The organism is Bordetella sp. (assembly GCF_051960075.1).
In the GTDB taxonomy this organism is placed as follows: domain Bacteria; phylum Pseudomonadota; class Gammaproteobacteria; order Burkholderiales; family Burkholderiaceae_B; genus Bordetella.
The window spans coordinates 41,160-63,587 of the sequence record NZ_JBQCER010000097.1; the positions used below are offsets into that span (position 1 = coordinate 41,160).

The 22,428-nt window shown below is 66.7% G+C and carries 21 protein-coding genes, 1 pseudogene and 1 riboswitch; of the genes and pseudogenes, 17 read left to right on the forward strand and 5 right to left on the reverse strand.

Annotated features, from left to right (window positions below):
• Position 1 precedes the first annotated feature (1 nt).
• The 7 genes from ACTHJ1_RS17145 (at position 2) to ACTHJ1_RS17175 (ending at position 10,144) form a co-directional block, all read left to right on the forward strand.
• Positions 2 to 3,349 (forward strand): DUF2126 domain-containing protein, encoded by a 3,348-nt coding sequence (locus tag ACTHJ1_RS17145; RefSeq protein WP_440194901.1) that lies wholly within the window; start codon positions 2 to 4, stop codon positions 3,347 to 3,349.
• Positions 3,350 to 3,429: 80 nt separating this feature from the next.
• Positions 3,430 to 6,024 carry a circularly permuted type 2 ATP-grasp protein gene (locus ACTHJ1_RS17150; protein ID WP_440194904.1) on the forward strand — a complete coding sequence of 865 codons (2,595 nt, stop codon included), beginning with the start codon at positions 3,430 to 3,432 and terminating at the stop codon, positions 6,022 to 6,024.
• A 24-nt stretch (positions 6,025 to 6,048) separates the two neighbouring features.
• Positions 6,049 to 6,987: a transglutaminase family protein gene (locus ACTHJ1_RS17155; RefSeq protein WP_440194906.1), complete on the forward strand. Its 939-nt coding sequence runs from the start codon at positions 6,049 to 6,051 to the stop codon at positions 6,985 to 6,987.
• Positions 6,988 to 7,218: 231 nt separating this feature from the next.
• A complete protein-coding gene (locus ACTHJ1_RS17160; protein ID WP_440194970.1) occupies positions 7,219 to 8,346 on the forward strand; it encodes a SpoIIE family protein phosphatase in 1,128 nt (375 codons plus the stop codon).
• Positions 8,347 to 8,396: 50 nt separating this feature from the next.
• Positions 8,397 to 8,969, forward strand: coding sequence for a SiaB family protein kinase (locus tag ACTHJ1_RS17165; RefSeq protein WP_440194909.1), 573 nt, complete (start codon positions 8,397 to 8,399; stop codon positions 8,967 to 8,969).
• 14 nt (positions 8,970 to 8,983) lie between these two features.
• Complete coding sequence (locus ACTHJ1_RS17170; RefSeq protein WP_440194912.1) at positions 8,984 to 9,373, forward strand: DUF1987 domain-containing protein; 390 nt, start codon at positions 8,984 to 8,986, stop codon at positions 9,371 to 9,373.
• 6 nt (positions 9,374 to 9,379) lie between these two features.
• Positions 9,380 to 10,144: a GGDEF domain-containing protein gene (locus ACTHJ1_RS17175; protein ID WP_440194915.1), complete on the forward strand. Its 765-nt coding sequence runs from the start codon at positions 9,380 to 9,382 to the stop codon at positions 10,142 to 10,144.
• A gap of 34 nt (positions 10,145 to 10,178) precedes the next feature.
• Here ACTHJ1_RS17175 and metF read toward each other — a convergent pair whose 3' ends face one another.
• The 3 genes from metF to ahcY form a co-directional block, all read right to left on the reverse strand.
• Positions 10,179 to 11,024 carry a methylenetetrahydrofolate reductase [NAD(P)H] gene (gene metF / locus ACTHJ1_RS17180; protein WP_440194917.1) on the reverse strand — a complete coding sequence of 282 codons (846 nt, stop codon included), beginning with the start codon at positions 11,022 to 11,024 and terminating at the stop codon, positions 10,179 to 10,181.
• Positions 11,025 to 11,033: 9 nt separating this feature from the next.
• Positions 11,034 to 11,369: a phage holin family protein gene (locus ACTHJ1_RS17185; RefSeq protein WP_440194920.1), complete on the reverse strand. Its 336-nt coding sequence runs from the start codon at positions 11,367 to 11,369 to the stop codon at positions 11,034 to 11,036.
• 326 nt (positions 11,370 to 11,695) lie between these two features.
• The gene (ahcY, locus tag ACTHJ1_RS17190; RefSeq protein WP_440194923.1) at positions 11,696 to 13,096 is read right to left on the reverse strand and encodes an adenosylhomocysteinase; all 1,401 of its coding nucleotides are present in this window, start codon (positions 13,094 to 13,096) and stop codon (positions 11,696 to 11,698) included.
• Between the two features lie 96 nt (positions 13,097 to 13,192).
• A riboswitch (S-adenosyl-L-homocysteine riboswitch) is annotated at positions 13,193 to 13,312 on the reverse strand.
• Positions 13,313 to 13,369: 57 nt separating this feature from the next.
• Here ahcY and ACTHJ1_RS17195 point away from each other — a divergent pair.
• The 5 genes and pseudogenes from ACTHJ1_RS17195 to ACTHJ1_RS17215 all read left to right on the forward strand — a co-directional run.
• Positions 13,370 to 13,495 (forward strand): annotated as a pseudogene (locus ACTHJ1_RS17195) (alpha/beta fold hydrolase); the annotation flags it as partial.
• 206 nt (positions 13,496 to 13,701) lie between these two features.
• A complete protein-coding gene (locus ACTHJ1_RS17200; RefSeq protein ID WP_440194926.1) occupies positions 13,702 to 14,742 on the forward strand; it encodes an ABC transporter substrate-binding protein in 1,041 nt (346 codons plus the stop codon).
• The gene (locus ACTHJ1_RS17205) at positions 14,739 to 15,494 is read left to right on the forward strand and encodes an ABC transporter permease (protein ID WP_440194929.1); all 756 of its coding nucleotides are present in this window, start codon (positions 14,739 to 14,741) and stop codon (positions 15,492 to 15,494) included. The genes ACTHJ1_RS17200 and ACTHJ1_RS17205 overlap by 4 nt, the downstream gene beginning before the upstream one ends.
• The gene (locus tag ACTHJ1_RS17210; RefSeq protein ID WP_440194931.1) at positions 15,482 to 16,228 is read left to right on the forward strand and encodes an ABC transporter ATP-binding protein; all 747 of its coding nucleotides are present in this window, start codon (positions 15,482 to 15,484) and stop codon (positions 16,226 to 16,228) included. The genes ACTHJ1_RS17205 and ACTHJ1_RS17210 overlap by 13 nt, the downstream gene beginning before the upstream one ends.
• Complete coding sequence (locus tag ACTHJ1_RS17215) at positions 16,225 to 16,464, forward strand: hypothetical protein (RefSeq protein WP_440194934.1); 240 nt, start codon at positions 16,225 to 16,227, stop codon at positions 16,462 to 16,464. Before ACTHJ1_RS17210 ends, ACTHJ1_RS17215 begins: the two co-directional genes overlap by 4 nt.
• A 119-nt stretch (positions 16,465 to 16,583) precedes the next feature.
• Here ACTHJ1_RS17215 and ACTHJ1_RS17220 read toward each other — a convergent pair whose 3' ends face one another.
• Positions 16,584 to 16,811, reverse strand: a complete 228-nt coding sequence (locus ACTHJ1_RS17220; RefSeq protein ID WP_440194937.1) for a DUF1289 domain-containing protein — start codon at positions 16,809 to 16,811, stop codon at positions 16,584 to 16,586.
• Positions 16,812 to 16,921: 110 nt separating this feature from the next.
• A complete protein-coding gene (gene metK, locus ACTHJ1_RS17225; RefSeq protein ID WP_440194940.1) occupies positions 16,922 to 18,106 on the reverse strand; it encodes a methionine adenosyltransferase in 1,185 nt (394 codons plus the stop codon).
• Between the two features lie 258 nt (positions 18,107 to 18,364).
• Here metK and ACTHJ1_RS17230 point away from each other — a divergent pair, with 258 nt between their 5' ends.
• The 5 genes from ACTHJ1_RS17230 to ACTHJ1_RS17250 form a co-directional block, all read left to right on the forward strand.
• Positions 18,365 to 19,240, forward strand: coding sequence for a lysophospholipid acyltransferase family protein (locus tag ACTHJ1_RS17230; RefSeq protein ID WP_440194943.1), 876 nt, complete (start codon positions 18,365 to 18,367; stop codon positions 19,238 to 19,240).
• Between the two features lie 6 nt (positions 19,241 to 19,246).
• Positions 19,247 to 20,143, forward strand: a complete 897-nt coding sequence (locus tag ACTHJ1_RS17235) for a lysophospholipid acyltransferase family protein (RefSeq protein ID WP_440194946.1) — start codon at positions 19,247 to 19,249, stop codon at positions 20,141 to 20,143.
• A 171-nt stretch (positions 20,144 to 20,314) separates the two neighbouring features.
• Positions 20,315 to 21,223, forward strand: coding sequence for a diaminopimelate epimerase (dapF, locus tag ACTHJ1_RS17240; protein WP_440194949.1), 909 nt, complete (start codon positions 20,315 to 20,317; stop codon positions 21,221 to 21,223).
• A gap of 18 nt (positions 21,224 to 21,241) precedes the next feature.
• Positions 21,242 to 21,910 (forward strand): DUF484 family protein, encoded by a 669-nt coding sequence (locus ACTHJ1_RS17245; protein WP_440194952.1) that lies wholly within the window; start codon positions 21,242 to 21,244, stop codon positions 21,908 to 21,910.
• Positions 21,911 to 21,918: 8 nt separating this feature from the next.
• Positions 21,919 to 22,428, forward strand: a 510-nt coding sequence (locus ACTHJ1_RS17250) for a site-specific integrase (protein WP_440194955.1), incomplete at its 3' end; no start/stop codon positions are given.

A 22,428-nucleotide genomic window follows, 5' to 3' on the forward strand; every position in this document is an offset into this window, starting at 1 on the left:
GGTGGCCATACACGTCGCGCTCAAGCACGTCACGCACTACCGATACGACCGGCTCGTCAATCTGGCGCCGCAGGTCGTTCGCCTGCGGCCCGCGCCGCATTGCCGCACGCCCGTCCTGTCGTATTCGCTGCAGGTCGAGCCCGCGCAGCATTTCGTCAACTGGCAGCAGGACCCGTTCGCCAACTATCTGGCGCGCCTGACGTTTCCCGAGAAGACGCGCGAATTCAAGATCACGGTCGATCTCGTCGCGGAAATGGCCGTCTACAACCCTTTCGATTTTTTTCTGGAATCGTCGGCCGAACACTATCCCTTCCGCTACGAAGACGACCTGGCGCGGGAACTGGCGCCCTATCTGGTCAAACGGCCTCTCACGCCGCTGCTGGGCCAATTCCTCGAGCGCGTCGACAAACGCATGCAGCGCACGGTGGATTTTCTGGTCGGTATCAACCAGCAGCTGCACAAAGAGATCCGCTACCTCATCCGCATGGAACCCGGCGTGCAGACGCCCGAAGAGACCCTGAGCCTGCGCTCGGGATCCTGCCGCGACTCGGGCTGGCTGCTGGTGCAGGCGCTGCGGCACCTGGGCCTGGCTGCGCGCTTTGTCTCAGGCTACCTCATCCAGCTCACGCCCGACGTCAAGGCGCTCGACGGCCCCAGCGGCACCGAGGTCGACTTTACCGATCTGCATGCCTGGTGCGAGGTTTTCCTGCCGGGCGCCGGCTGGATCGGCCTGGACCCGACGTCGGGTCTGCTGGCCGGGGAGGGCCACATTCCGCTGGCTGCCACGCCTGAGCCCGGCAGCGCCGCGCCCGTCACCGGCGCAGTCGACGAATGCGACGTCGAGTTCTCGCACGCCATGGACGTGACGCGCATCTTCGAATCGCCGCGCGTCACCAAGCCTTATACCCAGGCCCAGTGGCACGCCATCGAAGACCTGGGCCATGCCATCGACGCGGATCTGCGCGAGGGCGACGTGCGCCTGACCATGGGCGGCGAGCCGACCTTCGTGGCCACGACCGACCGCGACGCTCCCGAGTGGAACACCGCCGCGCTGGGACCCACCAAGCGGGGCTACGCCACCGAACTGGTGCTGCGCCTGCGCGAGCGCTACGGCGCCAACGGATTCCTGCATTTCGGCCAGGGCAAGTGGTATCCCGGCGAACAGCTGCCGCGCTGGGCGCTGTCCATCTACTGGCGCGAGGATGGCCACCCCTGCTGGAACAATCCCAGGCTGTTCGCGGACGAGCGCTATCCCGGCTATTACACCGAGTCCGACGCGCAAGCCTTCATGCTGGCGCTGTGCGCCCAGCTCGGCCTGGACGCGCGCCACGTGCAAGCCGGCTACGAAGACGTGTTCTATTACCTGTGGCGCGAACGCCGTCTGCCGGTGAACGTCGACCCCTTCGATTCGCGCCTGGACGACGAACTCGAGCGCGACCGGCTGCGCAGGGTGTTCGAACAGCGGCTGGACAACATCGTGGGCTATGCCCTGCCCATCCAGCCCGGCGAAGGCCCCGCGCTGGGCGGTCCGGCCTGGATCACCGGCCCCTGGTTCCTGCGCGACGAGCGCATGTACCTCATGCCCGGCGATTCGCCCATGGGGTTTCGGCTGCCGCTCGATTCGCTGCCATGGGTCGCGCCAGGCGACCGCCCGATCGTCGTCGAGCGCGATCCCTATGATGCGCGCGCAGATCTGCCCAGCCCGGCGCAGGTTCGCGCGCAATGGCGCAGCGCGCAGGCCGGCGCGGCGTGCACGACAGACGGAACGGCCGCGGCCGATAGCCGCGGCAACCATGCCGAGGTCCGCCCCCAACGCTTCGAGTCGGCCGCCGGGATCACCCGCACGGCCCTGTGCACCGAGGCGCGCAACGGCAACCTCTACATCTTCATGCCGCCGCTGCAGAGCGCGGAAAGTTATCTCGAACTGCTCGCCGCCGTCGAGGCCACGGCGGCCAAGCTGGGGCTGCGCATCGTCCTCGAGGGCTACCCGCCCCCGCGCGACGCGCGCCTGAAAGTGCTGCAGGTCACTCCCGATCCCGGCGTGATCGAAGTCAACATCCATCCCGCTTCCGACTGGGAAGAACTGATCGATCACACCGAATTTCTCTACGAGGCGGCTTTTCAGACGCGCCTGTGCCCCGAGAAATTCATGATCGACGGACGCCACACCGGCACCGGCGGCGGCAACCATTTTGTATTGGGCGGCGCCACGCCGGCCGACAGCCCGTTCCTGCGCCGGCCCGATCTCATCGTGAGCCTGCTGGGCTACTGGCTCAACCACCCGTCGCTGTCGTACCTCTTCTCGGGCCTGTTCATCGGCCCCACCAGCCAGGCGCCGCGTATCGACGAGGCGCGCAACGACCAGGTCTTCGAGCTGGACATCGCTTTCCAGGAAATCCGCAAGCAGTTGGCGGCCTACGGCCAGGTTCCGCCCTGGATGGTCGACCGGGCGCTGCGCAACATCCTCGTCGACGTCACCGGCAACACGCACCGTGCCGAGTTCTGCATCGACAAGCTCTATTCGCCCGACAGCAGCACCGGCCGGCTGGGCCTGCTGGAACTGCGGGCTTTCGAGATGCCGCCGCACCCGCACATGAGCCTGGCGCAGCAATTGCTGCTGCGCGGCCTGGTGGCGCACTTCTGGAAGCATCCCTATACCGCGCCCATCACCCGCTGGGGCACGATGCTGCACGACCGGTTCCTGCTGCCCACCTTCGTCAAGATGGATTTCGAGGACGTCATCGCCGACCTGAACCAGGCCGGCTACGCCTTCGACGCCGCCTGGTTCGCGCCGCACTTCGAGTTCCGCTTTCCGCTCTACGGCGACATCGCCGCGCGCGGCGTCCATCTGGAAATCCGCGGCGCGCTGGAACCCTGGCACGTCATGGGCGAAGAAGGCGCTGTCGGCGGCACGGTGCGCTACGTGGACGCGTCGCTGGAGCGCATCGAGGTCAAGGTCTCGGGCCTGAACGACAGCCGCTACGTCGTCACCGTCAACGGCCGTCCGCTGCCGCTCCAACCCACGGGACGAGCCGGCGAGTTCGTGGCCGGGGTGCGCTACAAAGCCTGGTCGCCGCCTTCGGCCCTGCACCCCACCGTCGGTGTGCACGCGCCGCTCACGCTGGACATCGTCGACACCTGGTCGCACCGTTCGCTGGGCGGCTGCCAGTACTTCGTCGACCACCCCGGAGGACTCAATCCCGAGGTGCTGCCGGTCAACGCCTACGAGGCCGAAAGCCGCCGCCTGGCGCGATTCCGTAAAATGGGCCATACCCCGGGCCGCATGATCGCGGCCCCTGCCGTGCCTGGCCGCGAATTTCCGTTCACGCTGGATTTGCGGCGCGACTGACCTTGCACCCCGATGATCTGTCGTCGGGGTGCGTACCGGCCCCAGGGCCTGCTAACGCTACAAGGCCCTAGCCCGATTCCATGCCGCAACTGCTTTTCCAGACCGATCCCGCACGCGACGCCAGCTCCCTGGCGCTGCACGCGGCCCTGCCTGTGCGCGCCGGCCACTACGACGAACTGCGCCTGCCCGCCGACGCGGCCGGCGGCGCGACCCTGCGTCCGGTCTGGGCGCGCTTCTTCGAACTGCTGGGCCCCGAAGGCTTGCGCGACATGAACCGCAACGCCGAGGCCGTATCGCGGCAGATCCAGGAAAACGGCATCACCTACAACATCTATGCCGATGCCGACGGCCCCACGCGTCCCTGGTCGCTGGATTTGCTGCCTTTCATCATCGACCAGAACGACTGGCGCCTGATCGAGCGCGGCCTGGCCCAGCGCGCCAGCCTGCTCAACCAGATCATGGCCGACATCTACGGCCCGCAGACGCTGCTGGCCGAGGGCCTGCTGCCGCCGGCCCTGGTGCAGGGCCATCCCGGCTATCTGCATCCGCTGCGCGGCTACGTGCCGCCCGGCGGCGTGTATCTGCACATCGTGGCCTTCGACCTGGCGCGCAACAGCGACGGCAACTGGCGCGTGGTCTCGCAGCGCACCCAGGCCCCCTCCGGTCTGGGCTATCTGCTCGAAAACCGCATCACCATCTCGGGCATGTTCCCGGCGGCCTTCAGCGAACTGCGCGTGCAGCGTCTGGCGGCCAGCTATCGCCGGCTGATCGACATGCTGCACCAGCTGAGCCCGGCCGGCGCGGACGGCGCACCGCCGCGCATCGCGCTGCTGACCCCCGGCCCCTACAACGAAACCTATTTCGAGCAGACCTACCTGGCGCGCTACCTGGGCCTCACCCTGGTCGAAGGCGGCGACCTGCTGGTGCGCGACGACCAGCTCTTCCTCAAGACCCTGCACGGCCTGGAGCGCGTGCACGCGCTGCTGCGCCGCCTGGACGACGATTTCTGCGATCCGCTGGAACTGCGCTCGGATTCGACGCTGGGCATCCCCGGCCTGCTGCAGGCCATGCGCGCCGGCAATGTGCTGGTGGCCAATGCGCTGGGCACCGGACCGCTGGAATCGCCCGCCTTGCACGGGTTTCTGCCCGCCATCTCGCGCCGCCTCGCGGGCGAGCCGCTCGTGCTGCCCTCGCTGCACTCGTGGTGGTGCGGCGAAGCCGCCGCCTGCGAGCAGGCCCTGCCCCTGCTGGATCGCGCGGTCATCAAATCCACGTACCCCGGCAGCCGCCAGCGCAAGGGCTTCGAATCGCAGATCGGCGCGGGCGCCAGCCGCGAACAGCTGCAGGCCTTGCGGGCGCGCATCGAGCAATCGCCCGATGCGCATACCGTGCAGGCCTATCTGCCCCTGTCCCAGGCGCCTACCTGGCACAAAAGCCGCATCGTGCCGCGCGCGGCCATGGTGCGCATGTTCGCCCTGGCCGATGGGCAAGGCGGCTGGCACGTGCTGCCCGGCGGGCTCACGCGCATCGCCAACCGCCAGCAGCAGATCGTCTCCATGCAGCGCGGCGGCAGCAGCATGGATACCTGGGTCACCACCGACGGCCCCGTCGATCTGTTCTCGATGCAGCCCGCCTCGATGCGGCCCGAAGACATCGCGCAGATACGCCGTCCGGTTTCCAGCCGCGCCGCCGAGAATCTGTTCTGGATGGGCCGCTATACCGAACGCATCGAAAACGACGCGCGCCTGGCCAACGTGACGCTCAACTGGCTCAACGGCGATCTCAACCCCGACGGCTTGTCGGGCGCGCTGGCCAAGCTGTGCATGCGCAGCGGCCTGATGCCGGCCGAACCGCCGCGCTCGGCCCGCGTGTTCGAACACACCCTGGTGGCCGAGCTCGCCTCGCGCGATCCGCAGCGCGGCTTCGGCCGCAACCTGTCGTCGCTGACTTACGCCGCCGGTCAGATCCGCGACCGGCTCTCGCCCGAGCATTGGCAGCTGATCGTCTCGGCCGGCGACCGCTATCACCGCCTGATCGCGGGCGACCGCACCGACGCCGCCGCACCGCTCGATACCGAGCCGGATGCGCCGCCGCGCACAGCCGGCGACGTGCAGCGCGGCCTGCGCCGGCTTAACCGACAAATTCTGTCGATCACCGGCGCGCAAACCGACCACATGACGCGCGACGACGGCTGGCGTCTGCTCACCATCGGCCGCCACACCGAACGCCTGGCCGCCATGGCCGGCATGCTGGCCGTTCTGTTCCAGGACAACGCCATCCTGCGCGACGGCGGCTTCAATCTGCTGCTGCAGCTGTTCGACAGCTCCATCACCTATCGCGCCTACTACCAGGGCCGCTACGAAATCCCCGCGCTGCTGAACCTGCTGGTGCTCGACTCCAACAATCCGCGCTCGCCCGCCTGTTCGTTGAAAGTCCTGCACGCCAGGCTGCCGCGCCTGCCCGGCAACGGCGCCGATCTGCCGGGCCTGCTGCCCACGCCCGACATGGACGTGACGCTGTCCCGGCTGTGCGAACGCGACGAACACGGCCGCTATGCCAACGTGCTGGCGCTGGCGGACCGACTCGAAGCCGCCGCCTCCGCCCTGTCCGATGAAATCGGTCGGCGCTACTTCAGCCACTCGGCCGATGTCGATCAAAGCCTGGTCGCAGCCTAGGGTGTGCTCCCGTCGGTCACCGCCATGAACACGCCCGCCTCACGCCCTCTGGCCGTGGTCCACGAGACCCGCTACCACTACGATGCGCCGGTCGAACTGGCGCACCATCTGAGTTATCTGCGTCCGCGTGAAGACCCCTCGCAGACAGTCGAGATTCACACGCTGGACATTCAACCCCCGCCTGGCCGCGTCCAGCAGGATCTGGACGACCAGGGCAACTGGCGCGGCATCTTCGCCCTGTCGGCTCCGCACGAAGAACTGGTCGTGCGCGCCTGCAGCCGCGTCATCGTGCGCGCGCGCCATCCCGACCTGGATCCGACCGCCGGCCTGCCTTGGGAAGCCGCCGCGGCGCGCCTGCGCTACCGCGTCGGCGCACCCTACGCGTCGGAAGCCGAATTCGCGTTTCCCTCGCCCTACGTGCCGCTGCACGGGCGGCTGCGCGACTATGCCCTCGAATCGTTCACTCCCGGCCGGCCTGTGGCCGAGGCCGCCATCGATCTGATGCACCGCATTTACGCCCGCTTCACGTATGCGCCGGCCAGCACGCAGATCACCACGCCCATGCTCGAGGCCTTCGAAGAAAAGCGCGGCGTCTGCCAGGACTATGCCCACGTCATGCTCGGTTGCCTGCGTGCGCTGGGACTGTCGGCGCGCTACGTCAGCGGCTATCTGCTGTCCAAGCCGCCGCCGGGCAAGGCGCGCCTGATCGGCGCCGATGCCTCGCATGCCTGGCTCGCGGTGCATTGTCCCGGCATCGAGGCCAACGCCGGCTGGCTGGATCTGGATCCGACCAACGATCTCATTCCGGCCGTCGATCACGTCACCCTGGCCTACGGCCGCGACTACGGCGACGTGACGCCCCTGCGCGGCGTGATCCGCGGCGGCGGCGGACACGAGCTGAGCGTGCACGTTACCGTGATGCCCTGGGACGAAGCGCCGGCGCAGCTGGGCCTGCCGCTGTAGCGCCGCCTGCGAGCCGGCGCCGGCCCGCAGGCGGCACAACAAATCTGTCATCTGCGCTACACATCAACGAACTAGCATACCTTCCTGGCTCATCGGATAGAGTCGGACAGCATGCGCAGCGCAGCACCCCCACCTCCTCAACGCCGGATCGCGTCGGCCGGCTACCGCCGCGCGGGCGATCTTTGCGACGCCGTGCCGACCATCGATTCGTCGAGCACCAACGAAGTGGTCATGGAACTGTTCTCGACGCATCGCGGCATGATCAGCCTGGCAGTGATCGAGGACCAGCGTCCCATCGGCCTGATCAACCGCAACATTTTCCTGCTGCAGATGAGCAAGCCCTTTCACCGGGAGCTCTACGACAAGAAGAGCTGCATCGCGTTCATGGACAAGGAACCGCTCATCGTCGACGAGGACATGGACATCGACACCCTCACCGACAAGACGATCGAGTACGGGGAAAAAGCGCTGACCGACGGTTTCATCGTCACCCGCGGGAACCGTTTCATCGGTCTGGGCAACGGCCTGAGCCTCATGCGCGCGGTGGCCGGCATCCAGGCCGAGAAGAACCGCCAGATCATGCAGAGCATCGAATACGCCAGCGTGATCCAGCGCGCCATGCTGCGCGGCCCGAGCGAAGCCCTGGCCGCGGCGGCGAGCGATTGCGCGCTGGTCTGGGAACCGCGCGACGTGGTCGGCGGCGATTTCTATCATTTTTCGGTTCACGAGAACGGCTGGTTCGGCGCCGTGGCCGACTGCACCGGCCACGGCGTGCCCGGCGCCTTCATGACCCTGATCGCTTCCTCGGCCTTGACCAAGGCCATCGAGCAGCTCGGTCCGCGCGAGCCGGCCGCGCTGCTGGCCGCGGTGAACCGCAGCGTCAAGACGCTGCTGAGCCAGGCGCGCGACAGCGTCTGCACGCCGCAGTCGGACGACGGCCTGGATGCCGCCTTCTTCTGGTTCGATGCGCAGCGCCGCGAACTGCGCTTTGCCGGCGCGCGCATCGCCATGCACATTCTCAAGCCCGACCAGGCGCAGCTGGACGTGCTGCCGGGCCAGCGCAAGGGCGTGGGCTACATCGACAGCCCCGCCGAGCATGCCTGGACGCAAAGCACGGTCGAACTGCCCGAGGGCAGCCTGCTGTTCGTCGCGACCGACGGCTTGACGGACCAGATCGGAGGCCCTCGCCAGATCGCCTTCGGCAAGCGCCGCGCCGCCGACATCATCCTGGCGCATCGCAGCGAGCCTGCCGCGCGCATCTGCGAAACGCTGCGGCAGGCGCTGGCGCAATGGCAGGACGCCGGCAGGGAGCCCCAGCGCCGGCGCGACGATCTCACGCTGTTCTTTGCCCGCATCTAGGGCCCACCCACACCCCAGGACCCTGGCATCACCGAGGACCAAGAAGGACCATGACGAGCACTCAGCCCATCTTCGGCAGGAACGAAGAATTCTTCACATTGGCCCAGCGCCGCAACGTGCTCTTCTATCACAAGGGCTATTTCTCGCAAAACATCATCGCGGCCATGGGCGAGGTGGTGAGGCTGCAGCTCGAAGTCACCGGCATCGCCGGGCCGACCCGCCGCAAGCTGTTCTCGTCTTTCGTCGAGCTGGCGCAGAACATCATGCACTATTCGTCGGAAGCCCTGCCGCCCGAAGGCACCGCGCCCGGCATCGCGCGCGCGGGCACCGTATGCATCAGCGTCGAAGACGGACACTATCTGATGCTGTGCATCAACCCCATGGCGACCGCCAGCGTGGACGCGCTGCACGAACGGCTGGAACCGCTGCGCAGCATGACCCTCGACCAGATCAAGCAGGCCTATCGGGTCTCTTTGCGCGAAGAAACGCCGGAAAGCAGCAAAGGCGCGGGGCTGGGCTTTCTCACCATGGCGCGCGATGCGAGCGCGCCCCTGGAATTCGACTTCCGCCCGCTGGACGACGATCCGGGCACGACGCTTTTCCACCTGAAAGCCATTATCTAGGCAATGACACGCGCATGGAAAACCTCCACATCGCCGCTACGGCAACGTCTCCCGAAATCGATTTCCGATTCGACCAGAACCAACTTTCCATCACCGGCGAGTCCTACCCGGAAAACGCGGCGGCGTTCTACGCGCCGATCATCCAGTCGCTGAACGCCTACCTGGCCCTCTGCGAGTCCGCCGAAATCACCGTGGATATCGCGCTGTCGTATTTCAACAGCTCCAGCACCAAGATGCTGTTCAGCATCTTCGACGCGCTGGACCTGGCCGCCGGTGCAGGCAACAAGGTGCTGCTCAACTGGTACCACGACGACGAGGACGAGACGATCCTGGAGTTCGGCCAGGAGCTGCAGGCCGACTTCACCGCGATCGACATCGCCTACTGTCCGGTTTCCGCGCAATAAGCTTTCATGACATCCGACGTCGCTTCAAACCTGCCGGCGGGAGCACCGCCGGACCTCTTCGACATCGAGCTTCAGGCGCTGCGCCGGGCCCGCGAGATCCACGACGCGCCCGATGCCGGCGGACAGATCTACCGGCAGGCGCTGGGCGAGCTGATCGGGCATTTCGAACGCATGATGCGCCAGACGCGGCGCATGATCGGCCACAGCGACCGCGCCGAGCGCGAAATGCACGAGCTCAACATCCAGCTGCAGACGCTCACCCGCAAGCTCGAATACCACGCCTCGCACGATGCCTTGACGGGCATCTTCAACCGCCGGGCGGTCATCGAGCAGACCAACAGGGTTTTCTCCCGCGAAGACGCGGTCATGATCGTGCTGGACATCGACCATTTCAAGCGCATCAACGACGACTTCGGCCATCCGGTGGGCGACAGCGTCATACTCGGGGTCACCGACTGCCTGCGCCGCACGATAGGCCAGACGGGCATCGTCGGACGCGTGGGCGGGGAAGAATTCACCGTTCTGCTGCCGCGCATGGCCGCCGGGAACGCGCTGGACATTGCCCAGACGCTGCGCAAGGCCATCGTCGAGCATGCGTTCGGCCCGCCGGTCGACCGCCCCGTCACGGCCAGTTTCGGCCTGAGCGCCAACCCCCGCGGCACCGACTTCGATACCGCCTACAACCAGGCCGACGCCGCCCTGTATGTCGCCAAGCGCGCGGGGCGCAACCGCGTCGAAATCTTCGACCCTGCGTCCCAAGCCATAGCCTGAAGGCGGCCGGGACGCGGGCTTCAGACCGCCGTTCTCAGGCCTTGCCGGTCAGCGCCTGCCAGATCCCCAGCGTGGCGTCGGCCTGGTTCAGGGTGTAGAAATGCACGCCCGGCGCGCCGCCTTCGAGCAGGCGCCCGCACAGGCGCGTCACCACATCGTGACCGAAGGCGCGGATCGACGCCTTGTCGTCGCCGAACTCGGCCAGCCGCAGGCGTATCCAGCGCGGCACTTCGGCGCCGCAGGCATCGGAGAAGCGCAGCAATTGGCTGGAGTTGGTGATGGGCATGATGCCCGGCACGATGGGCACGCTCACGCCCGCCGCCTGCGCCCGCCCGACGAAGTCGAAGTACGCATCGGCATTGAAGAAATACTGCGTGATGGCAGAATCGGCGCCCGCCTTGACCTTGGCGGCGAAATGCCTGAGATCGCTCGCGGCGTCGCGCGCCTGCGGATGCATTTCGGGATAGGCCGCCACTTCGATGTGAAACCAGTCGCCGGTCTGTTCGCGAATGAAGGCCACCAGATCGCTGGCATGGCGCAGGTCGCCGCCGTCGCCGCCCATGCCCGAGGGCAGGTCGCCGCGCAGCGCCACCAGGCGCTTGATGCCCTCGGCCTTGTAGGACTGCAGGATTTCGCTCAGGCGAGCGCGCGTGGAACCTATGCACGACAAGTGCGGCGCCGCATCGCAGCCCATGGCCCGCAGCGCGCGCACGGCCTCGACCGTGCCCGACTGGGTGGAACCGCCGGCGCCGAACGTAACGCTGATGTACTTGGGTTGAACCACCAGCAGCCGCTTGGCGGTCTCGACCAGGCGTTCTTGCCCGGCCGGGTCGCGCGGCGGAAAAAATTCGAGACTGTAGGCGGGAGTCGTATCGGTCATGGCAGGCCGTCAGGGAATGATGCGGGACAAAAGGCCCGAGATGATGCTGTAAAGAATGGCGCCGCCCACGGCCCACCAGAAGCCGCTGACCTGAAAGCCGCGCAAAATGGAGCCGGCAAGCCAGAACAGCAAGGCGTTGAGCACGACCAGGAACAGGCCGAGCGTGACGATGGTGATGGGCAGGGTAAGCAGGATCAGCACCGGCTTGACCAGCATATTGAGCAGGCCCAGCACGAGCGCCGCGACCAGGGCCGAGCCGAAGCTGGCGACGGTAATGCCAGGGAGTATGTAAGCCACGACCAGCAGAGCCACGGCGTTCAGTATCCAGACCAGGATCAGGTTCATGGTGATGCTCCTTGTTGAAAATCGTGCTGTTTATAAAGCTGAGGTCGATCCGAGTTCTTAAGTTGCCGAGGCTGCCCTGCGCAATTCCGACGTTCGCCGCCGGTGGCGTCTGCGTAGGCCGCCCCGCGCTTCGGATTGCTCCGGGGTCCTCGGCTTGCTGCATTCATAGGTGACGGCTTAAAACCTCACGCCGACTGAATGCTGCAAGCCGTCGACAGGACGGAGGGAGTCCGAAGCGCGGGGCGCCGTCCGCAGCCGCGGAAGCGGCGAGCATCGGAACTTGCGCAGCCCTGTCGGCGGCGCCTCAAGAACACAAGCGGCCCAGCTTAGTACCGATAGTGATCCGCCTTGAACGGACCTTGCACCGGCACGCCGATGTAGTCGGCCTGCTGCGGGGTCAGCGTCGTCAGCTTCACGCCCAGCTTCTTCAGATGCAGCATCGCGACCTTTTCGTCCAGGTGCTTGGGCAGCACGTAGACCTCGCCCTTGGTGTAGGAATCGTTGCGCGTGAAGAGCTCGATCTGCGCAATGGTCTGGTTGGCGAAAGACGAAGACATCACGAACGACGGGTGGCCGGTGGCGCAGCCCAGGTTCACCAGGCGGCCCTTGGCCAGCATGATGATGCGCTTGCCGTCGGGGAAGATCACGTGATCGACCTGCGGCTTGATCTCTTCCCACTTGAGGTCTTCGATCGACGCGACGTCGATTTCGTTATCGAAGTGGCCGATATTGCACACGATGGCCTGATCCTTCATGGCGTCCATGTGCTTGCGGGTGATGACGTTGTAGTTGCCGGTGGCGGTAACGAAGATGTCGGCGTGTGCGGCCGCCTCGTCCATGGTCACGACCTTGTAGCCTTCCATCGAGGCCTGCAGGGCGCAGATCGGATCGATCTCGGTCACCCACACCTGCGCGCGCAGCGCGGCCAGGGCCTGGGCGCAGCCCTTGCCCACGTCGCCGAAGCCCGCCACCACGGCGATCTTGCCGGCGATCATCACGTCGGTGGCGCGCTTGATGCCGTCGACCAGCGATTCGCGGCAGCCGTACAGGTTGTCGAACTTGGACTTGGTCACCGAATCGTTGACGTTGATGGCGGCGAAGGCCAGCTCGCCCTTCTGCGACATCTGGTACAGGCGATGCACGCCGGTGGTGGTCTCTTCGGTCACGCCCTTGATCTGCGAGAGGCGGGTGGAATACCACTTCGCATCGCGCTCCAGCGTCTTCTTGATGGCGGCGAACAGCACGCGCTCTTCTTCGCTGACGGGATTGGCCAACACCGAGAGGTCCTTCTCGGCCTTGGTGCCCAGGTGCAGCAGCAGCGTCGCGTCGCCGCCGTCGTCCAGAATCATGTTGGCCTGCTCACCGGGCCATTCGAAGATCTTGTGGGTGTATTCCCAATATTGTTCCAGCGTCTCGCCCTTGATGGCGAACACCGGCGTGCCGGTGGCGGCGATGGCCGCGGCGGCGTGATCCTGCGTCGAGAAGATGTTGCACGACGCCCAGCGCACTTCGGCACCCAGGGCCACCAGCGTCTCGATCAGCACGCCGGTCTGGATGGTCATGTGCAGGCTGCCGGCGATGCGCGCGCCCTTCAGCGGCTGCTTGGGGCCGAACTCTTCGCGGATGGCCATCAGGCCGGGCATCTCGGTTTCGGCGATGGCCAGCTCTTTGCGGCCCCAATCGGCCAGCGCCATGTCGGCAACGATGTAATCGGTGGGTTTGGTCATGGTTTCGTGCTCCAGTAATGATGAATCGACACTCGGCGTCGCGCCGGCGGCAAAGGAGACACATACATGTACAGCCTCACCTTTACGCCAGTGCGACGAAGGTGAGCGCCGTTGCGGGAACGCGGCAAGCGCCACGCCCCAAAGAAGTTCCTGAGCCTGGCGGCCCCGGGACGGATCGAACCGCCAGCGGGAAACGTCGCAGCGCTCCTCAGGATTGCGGAATTGTACTGGGTGATTCGGGCGGCACAAAACGGAAGTTGCAGGCGGCCTTTCCCCGTCGACGGGGTTGGCCATTCCGTCGGCGGCGCGATCGCCATGCTGTGCGCTCACACCTATCCCGATCACGTCCGCCGAATCGTGAACGTCGAAGGCAATTTCACCCTGGCCGACGCGTTCTGGTTCTATGAGATCGCCGGGTCGGGAAATGTCATTGTGCTGGCCGTCCGCCACCAGCGTGAAGAAGACTATCACTGACCTGCCAAACAAAGCGGGCCATCAAATTCCGAATTTCCTTATTCCAAACGGATATTAAGGACATTTTGTTATGTAAATAAAATATATAAAACGCCTCGTTGGTAGGCGTCACAGTATTTGGATTCAAGAATATGAAACGCATTCTTGCCCAAGCCGCGCTGGCTTTGGGTCTGGCCGCCGCGACGTCGGTGGCAATGAACGCCACGGCAACGGCCGCCCCGCTCGAAATCGGCTATCTGCCCATCCTCCCCGCCGCGCAACTGTTCGTCGCGGCCGGCCAGAACGCCCTGCCCGCCGTCGACGGCGCACAGCCCAAGCTCGTGCAGTTCCAGAGCGGCCCGGCCATGGTCCAGGCCATCCTCGCCGGCCAGCTCGACGCGGCCTATGTCGGCATCGGCCCGGCGCTGGTGGTCGCGGCCAAAGGCGGCGACTTCAAAGTCGTGGCGTCCAATATCGTCGAGCAGGTCAGCCTGGTGGCGCTGGGCGGCCTGGCGCCGTACTTCGCCAACGGCGGCGATGCGGCCACCGCGTTTGTTCGCTTCGCCAAAGACAAGGGCCGTGTGCCGGTAATCGCCAGCTATCCGCGCGGCTCGGTGCCCGAAGCGGCGCTGCAGTATTGGCTGCGCAGGCGCATCAAGGCCGATCCCGCCTCCTACAAGCTGATCACGCAGGGCGAAGCGCAGATTCAGCAATCGCTGCTGACCGGCGCAGTCGACGCGGCCGTGATTCTCGAGCCCACCGTCACCACGGTGCTGAACAAAGCGCCCACGGCGCGCGTGGTGGCGCGCGGCTCCGACCTCTTTCCGCATCAACCCGGCGCGGTGCTGCTGGTGCGCGGGACGCTCATCCACGAACACCCCGACCTGGTGACGGCGCTGGGGGCCGAGCAGATCTCGGCCACGGCGCTGCTGCGCGACGATCCGGCCAAGGCCGCGCCGCTGGTGCAGAAATACGTGGCCGGCGGCCGCTTGCCGGTGAAGCTGGTCGAACAGGCCATCCGCAATTCCAAGGCCCAGTTCGAGGCCGATCCCAACGTCATCATCCCCGCCACGCGCGTGCTGCAGAAATTCCAGCAAGACACGGGCGCGCAGGAAGGCCCGCCGGTTGACGTGAACCGCCTGTTCGACACGCGCTTCTACGACGCCGTGGCCAAGTCCCGCGCCAAGCAATGAAAACCCGTCTGCGCAGTGCGTTGTACGGCATTGCCGGCATCGTCCTGTTCGTCCTGCTGTGGAAGGCCGCGGGCGCATTCGGCTGGGTCAATCCGCAGACCCTGCCCGATCCCTTCGCCGTGCCGGCCGCCTTCATGAACGAATGGCGTTCGGGGCGGCTGCTGCCGGCCGTCGGTTCCAGCCTGGTCCACTATTTCTGGGGCCTGGCGATGGGCTCGCTGCTGGGCGTAATCTGGGGCCTGGCGGCGGCCACGCTGCCCCGCCTCGATCTGCTGCAGGCCTATCTGGTGCGCGTGCTGCGCCCTATCCCGCCGCTGGCCTGGGTGGTCTTTGCCATTGCCTGGTTCAAGGTCACGCACGCGGGCGCCGCCTTCGTCATCTCCATCGGCGTGTTCTGGATCAACTACTTCGCCACCTACGGCGCGGTGCGCCATATCGACCCGCGCCTCTATGAACTGGCCCGCAGCTTCGGCCAGGGCGGCTACTGGCGCCGCGCCTGGAGCATCACGCTGCCGGCCATCGCCCCGGGCGCGCTGGCCGGCATCCGTGCCGGCATCGGCCAGGCCTGGATGACGCTGATCGCGGCCGAACTGCTGGGCGTGCCCGGCATGGGCCAGGAGATGAACGCGGCGGCCGGTGTGGGCGACTACAACGCCGTGGTGGTCTACATGCTGGCGATTTCGCTGGTGTACGCGGCCAGCGACCTGATCTACGTCGGTCTGGAAAAGAAGGTGCTGGCATGGCGTCCGTGATCGAATTCGAAGCGCTGAGCTATACGCATCCGAACGCCGCGCAACCCGTCGTCTCGGACTTGTCGCTCGACATTGCGGCGGGCGAATTCGTAGCGGTGGTGGGCGGTTCGGGCGTGGGCAAGTCCACCTTGCTGCGCTTGGCGGCAGGCCTGATCGAGCCTGACGCGGGCGCGATGCGCTTTACGCTGCCGCGCCGGCCCGGCAGCCGCCGCCGCGCCGTGGTCTTCCAGGACGGCCGCCTGCTGCCCTGGCGCAGCGTGGCCGGCAATATCGCCTACGGCCTGGAAACGCTCGACCTGCCGGCCGACGAAAAGCGCGCGCGCGTGGACGAGGCCTTGCAACTGACCGGACTGGCCAGCCTGTCCGACCGCTGGCCGCACCAGCTCTCGGGCGGGCAGGCGCAGCGCGTGGGCATCGCCCGCGCCCTGGCCGTAAAACCCGACTTGCTGCTGATGGACGAACCCTTCAGCGCGGTCGACGCGCTGACGCGCCACAAGCTGCAGACCGAATTGATCCGCCTGTGGCAGGTGACCGGCGCGGCGGTGCTGTTCGTCACCCACGACATCGACGAAGCCGTATTTCTGGCCGATCGGGTGATCGTGCTGGGCGGCCATCCCGCCCAGGTGACGGAAAACCTGTCGATCGATCTGCCGCGGCCGCGCGACCGCAAAGACCCGCGCTTCACAGGTCATGTGGAGCACTTGTCTGTCGAACTCGGCCTGGACCCGGATTGAACCTCGAACGCGAGAACACCGTGAACACCGACCCCGTACGCCTGCTGATCCACGCCCCGACGCCGGCATCGCTCGAACGCGCCCGACGCAATCTGGCCAATCTGCTCAAGATCGCGCCGGATGCCCAAGTGGAGCTGGTCGCAACGCCGGCGCCGTCGCCGCGGCGCTGGCGCAGCCCCACCCGCTCGATGCGCATTTGCGCCTGTGCCGCAACACGCTGGAAGCCAACGCGCTGACCGCGCCGCCTGATATCGCCGTCGTGCCTGCCGCCGTTCTGCATATCGCCGAGCGACAGGCGCAAGGATGGGCCTATATGCGCGCCTGACGCGCTCGCCGGGCTAACACGGGCGGGCTTTCATGGCCGACGCGGATATCCCTCGGCGCGTATCCGCGCCCAGATGACCCGCTTTTCTTCTTCGCTGAAAAACACCCAGTTGGCCACTTCCATGGCCGTGCGGCCGCAGCCGCGGCAGATGTCGTCGTAAAGGGTCGAGCAGACTGCTACGCAAGGCGAGTCGGACATGGTGAAGACGCTCGGCTTTTCTTCGATGCCGGGCAGATCGCCTGCAGGGTTGGGAATCATGGAAGTCATTCGGGCTAGGTTACCACCGCTCGCGCAGGCGGCTTTTCAAGCCCCTGCAACGAAAAACCCCTGCCGCAGCAGGGGTCGTCAGCGCACGAGATGCGTGCGGCTTAGCGGCCGGCGGCAGCCTTGAGCAGCGCCGCCTTGTCCGTCGCTTCCCAGGTGAATTCGGGTTCGGGACGGCCGAAGTGGCCGTAGGCGGCCGTCTTGCTGTAGATCGGACGCAGCAGGTCGAGCATGTTGATGATGCCCTTGGGGCGCAGGTCGAAGTGCTCGCGCACCAGCTTGGCGATCTGATCGTCGGGGATGACGCCCGTGCCCTCGGTGTAGACCGTGATGTTCATGGGCTCGGCCACGCCGATGGCGTAGGACACCTGCACCTGGCATTGGCGCGCCAGGCCGGCGGCCACGACGTTCTTGGCCACGTAGCGCGCCGCATAGGCGGCCGAACGGTCGACCTTGGACGGATCCTTGCCCGAGAACGCGCCGCCGCCGTGCGGGCAGGCGCCGCCGTAGGTGTCGACGATGATCTTGCGGCCGGTCAGGCCGCAATCGCCCTGCGGGCCGCCCACGACGAAGCGGCCGGTGGGGTTGATCAGGTAGCGGGTCTCGTCGAGCCACTCTTTGGGCAGCACGGGCTTGATGATCTCTTCGATCACGGCCTCGATGAAGCTGGCCTTCATCTTGGTCTGCGTCTCGGACTGGTCGGGGCTGTGCTGCGTGGACAGCACGACGGTGTCGATGCTGTGCGGCTTGCCGTCGACGTAGCGCATGGTGATCTGCGACTTGGCGTCGGGACGCAGGAAGGGCAGGCGGCCGTCTTTGCGCAGCTGGGCCTGGCGCTCGACCAGGCGGTGCGCGTAATAGATCGGCGCGGGCATCAGGTCGGGCGTTTCGTCGCAGGCGTAGCCGAACATCAGGCCCTGATCGCCGGCGCCGGTGTTCAGGTAGTCGTCGCTGGCGTGGTCCACGCCCTGGGCGATGTCGTTGGACTGCTTGTCGTAGGCCACCAGCACTGCGCAGCCTTTGTAGTCGATGCCGTATTCGGTGTTGTCGTAGCCGATGCGCTTGATGGTGTCGCGCGCGACCTGGATGTAGTCGACGTGCGCGTTGGTGGTGATCTCGCCGGCCAGCACGACCAGACCGGTGTTGGTCAGGGTTTCGGCGGCAACGCGCGACTTGGGGTCTTGTTCGAAGATGGCGTCCAGGATCGCATCGGAGATCTGGTCCGCAACTTTATCGGGATGGCCTTCCGAGACGGATTCGGAAGTGAAGAGAAAATCATTGTTGGCCACGGTAAGTCCTTGATGGGTTGAGCAGGGCGCGTGCGCTCTGGACACCTGCCGTTGAAGGGTTTGGGAGTTCGGGCAAGGCCTCGAACAAACCCGTCGCGGGGCGACTACCTGGGCGCGACGCTTTAGCGGATTTGGCGGCTGACCCGAACTGCATGAAGGCCTCGCCTGCCGTCGCTCCGCAAGTTGTCGTTTAACTCGGCGACTAACTTGTCATTCTAAGCGAAAATACCCCTGCCCGTATATTGTGTCCGTCCCCATATGCTTATATTCCTCGCCCGGCTCCTCGCCTTTCTGCCCCTGTCCGTATTGCAGGGGCTGGGACGCATGCTGGGCCGGCTGGTCTACGCCCTGCCGGGCAAATACCGCCAGCGCCTGCAGGCCAACGCGGCGCAGGCCGGCTACACCGACCCGGCCTTTCTGCGTCGCGCGGCCGGTGAAGTGGGCGCCATGATCCTGGAAACCCCGCGCATCTGGTTCCGCAACGAAGACTGCATGAAGCGCGTGGTGTCCGACGACGAACACATCGCCCTCGACGCGCTGGCCGAAGGGCGCGGCGTCCTGTTTCTCACGCCGCACCTGGGCAGCTTCGAAGCCGCCGCGTGGGACGGCCGGCTCAAATACGCCTCGCCCGACAAGCCCGGCCTCATCATGTACCGCATCCCGCGCAAGGCCATCCTGGCCTCGCTGTTGGGCGTCGTGCGCAACGCGCCCAATATGCGCGCCGTGCCCGCCAATATGCAGGGCGTGCGCGAGTTCGTGCGCGCGCTCAAGCGCGGCGCCATCGCCGGCATGCTGCCCGACCAGGTTCCCAGCTCGGGCGAAGGCGTGTGGGCGCCCTTCTTCGGCCGCATGGCCTATACCGTGACCTTGCCGGGCAAGCTGTGCGCGCAGACCAACGCCATCCTCATTGTCATTGCCGGCGAACGCCTGCCCAACGGGCAGGGCTGGCGCATCCACAGGGCACGCGTGCCCGAACCCCTGCCCAAAGACACCGCCGAGCAGGCCGCGCTCATCAACGCCGCGATGGAAGACCTCATCCGCCGATTCCCCGAGCAATACCTGTGGGGCTACAACCGCTACAAAACGCCGCGCGGCGCCGCGCCCGCGCCCGACGCGGATCAACACCCCCGCTGATTCGACATGAACAAGATCAAACACTGGCTGCTGGCCGGGCTGCTGCGCTGGTTCGCGCGCATGGGCACGCCGGCGCGCCTGCGCGCCGGCCGCGTCGTGACCTGGCTCTCGATGAGGCTCGCCAAGCGCCGCCAGCGCATCGTGCGCCGCAATCTCGAACTGTGTTTTCCCGAAGAGACCGCCGAAACGCGTGAGCGCTGGCTGCGCGAGCACTTCCGCGCGCTCGGCCAATCCTTCGTCGACCGCGGCGTGCTCTGGTACGGCAGCGACCAGGCCGTCTGCGACATGGTCCACATGACGGGCTACGAAAACATCAAACGGCAATTCGACGCCGGCAAACCCGTGCTGCTGCTCGTGCCCCACTTCATCGCGCTGGACGCCACCGGCACACGCTTCGTACTGGCCATGCGCGACGACAAGCCCGCGGCGGCCACCATGTACACCCCGCAGCGCGACCCCGTGGTCAACGACATCATGAACCGGGGCCGCGCGCGCTTCAGCACCATCCACCTGGTGAGCCGCCACGACGGCGTGCGCGAACTGGTGCGCCACCTGCGCAACCTGGTGCCCGTCTACTACCTGCCCGACATGGACTTCGGCGCCGAAGGCGCCGCCTTCGTGCCCTTCTTCGGCATCCCCGCCGCCACCCTGCTGGCCACCGCCCGCCTGGGCCAGCGCGCCGCCGTCATTCCCGCCTTCGGCTTCTGGGATCCCGACACCGGCCGCTACAACGTCGAATTCCACCCGCCGCTGCCCGACTTCCCCGGCACCGATACCCTGGAAGCGGCCACCGCCCGCCTGAACCGCGAACTCGAAACCTGGATTCGCCGCTGCCCCAGCCAGTACTACTGGGTGCACCGGCGTTTCAAGACAAGGCCCGAGGGCGAGCCGTCGTTGTACTAATCGAGACTCCATGAGCATCGTCGTCGTGGGCATTAGCCACGCAGGCGCCTACGTGACGGGGCAGTCCGCGCAGCGGACTTCGGCCGCCTAAGGCGGCGGCCGAACCCGTCACTTCGAAGCCGGAGCGGCTAATGCCCACGGCGACGATGCGGCTAAAGAACCCGGGCAAGATTGCGCGATAATCGACAGATGATCTGGAACTTCACCAAAATGCACGGCGCCGGCAACGACTTCGTCGTGCTGGACGGCGTGCGCCAAACCATCGCCATGACGCCCGAGCGCGCCCGCGCCCTGGCCGACCGGCACTTCGGCATCGGCGCCGACCAGATCCTGCTGGTCGAGGCGGCCACCGATCCGGACGCCGACTTCCGCTACCGCATCTTCAACGCCGACGGCGGCGAAGTCGAACACTGCGGCAACGGCGCGCGCTGCTTCGTGCGCTTCGTCCACGAACAAGGCCTGTCCGACCGCAACCCCCTGCGCGCCCAAATCATGACCGGCATCATCGTGCTCGACGAAAGCGACGACGAGCAGGTCACCGTCGACATGGGCAGCACCCGTTTCGATCCCGAAGCCCTGCCCTTCGACACCCGCGGCCTGGCATCGCGCACGCAGCAGCAAGACACGCTCTGGACTTTGCCCTACGAATCCGACGACAAGCAGGGCAGCGTCGACATCTCCCTGGTCGCCATCTCCAATCCCCACGCCGTCATGGTCGTCGACAACGTCGACACCGCCCCCGTGGCCCAGGTCGGCCCGCTGATCGAATCGCACCCGCGCTTTCCCAAGCGCGTCAACGCCGGCTTCATGCAAATCGTCGACCCGCACAACATTCGCCTGCGCGTCTACGAACGCGGCGCGGGCGAAACGCTGGCCTGCGGCACCGGCGCCTGCGCGGCCGTGGCCGCAGGCGTGCGCCGCGGCCTGCTGCAAAGTCCGGTGCGCGTGCAGACGCGCGGCGGCGTGCTCACCATCGCCTTCGACGGCCGCCATCTGCGCATGACCGGTCCGGCCGAGTCCGTATTCAACGGCGCCATCGACATCGACAAACTGGTTTTCTCCCTGGCCCTGAACCGCTGAGCCGCAGCCGCCCTCTCCATGACCCACTCCGCCCAAGACATCGCCGACTTCCTCGCCCAGAACCCGGCCTTCTTCGAGGAACACGCCGACGTGTTCACCGCCATGCGCCTGCCGCACCCGCATTCGGGCCAGACCATCTCGCTGGTCGAACGGCAGATCCTCACGCTGCGCGAGCGCAGCCGCGAGCAGGAATGGCGCATCAACGAACTGGTGCGCAATGCCGTCGCCAGCGAAACCATCTCGACCCGCCTGACGCAATGGTGCGCCGGCCTGATGAGCCAGACCGATCCCCAGCATCTGCCCGGCGCCATCACCCTAGGCCTGGCCGAACAATTCAAGATCGAACATGCCGCCCTGCGCCTGTGGAACCTGCCGGGCCTGGCCGCCGACAGCGGCTACGCCGCCGGCGTTTCCGACGATGTGCGCACCTTTGCCGACAGCCTCAAAACGCCCTACTGCGGCAACGACACCGGCTTCGAAGCCGTGTCCTGGCTCGACGCCCGGCCGCAATCGCTGGCCCTGATCGCGCTGCGCCCCGACGAAGACGGGCCCAGCATCGGCCTGCTGCTGCTGGGCTCGGACGACCCGGCGCGCTTTGACCCCGACATGGGCACGATGTTCCTCGACACCGTCGCCCGCCTGTCCTGCGCCGCGCTCAAGCGTCTGGCCGAGCCCGCGGCAAGCTAGGACCCGCCATGACCACCGAGCCCAAGGCTTCGGAACCCGCCGAGCACACTGCGCTGGCGGCACCCATGCAGGCCTGGCTGCATCATTTGCAGGCCAACCGCCGCTACGCTCGCCACACGCTGGACGGCTACGGTCGCGACCTGCGGCATCTGGCCGAACTGGCCGCCAACGCCAAATTGCCGCTCGAGCGCATCGCCAACGGCCATATTCGCCAATTCGTCGCCCGCCTGCACGCCCAGGGGCTGGGGCCGCGCAGTCTGGCCCGTGCGCTGGCCGCCTGGCGCGGCTTCTATCAATGGTGGGCGCCCCAGGCCGGACTGCCCGGCAATCCCGCGGCCGGCGTGCGCGCCCCCAAGGCGCCGCGCGGCCTGCCCAAGGCCCTGTCGGTCGAGCAGACCCAGGGCCAGCTCGAACACGCCAACACGCAAGCCCCACCGCCACGCGCCGACGACCCAGCCGCCCAGCGCGACCCGGCCCGGTTCGAACTGTTCTATTACAGCGGGCTGCGCCGGTCCGAG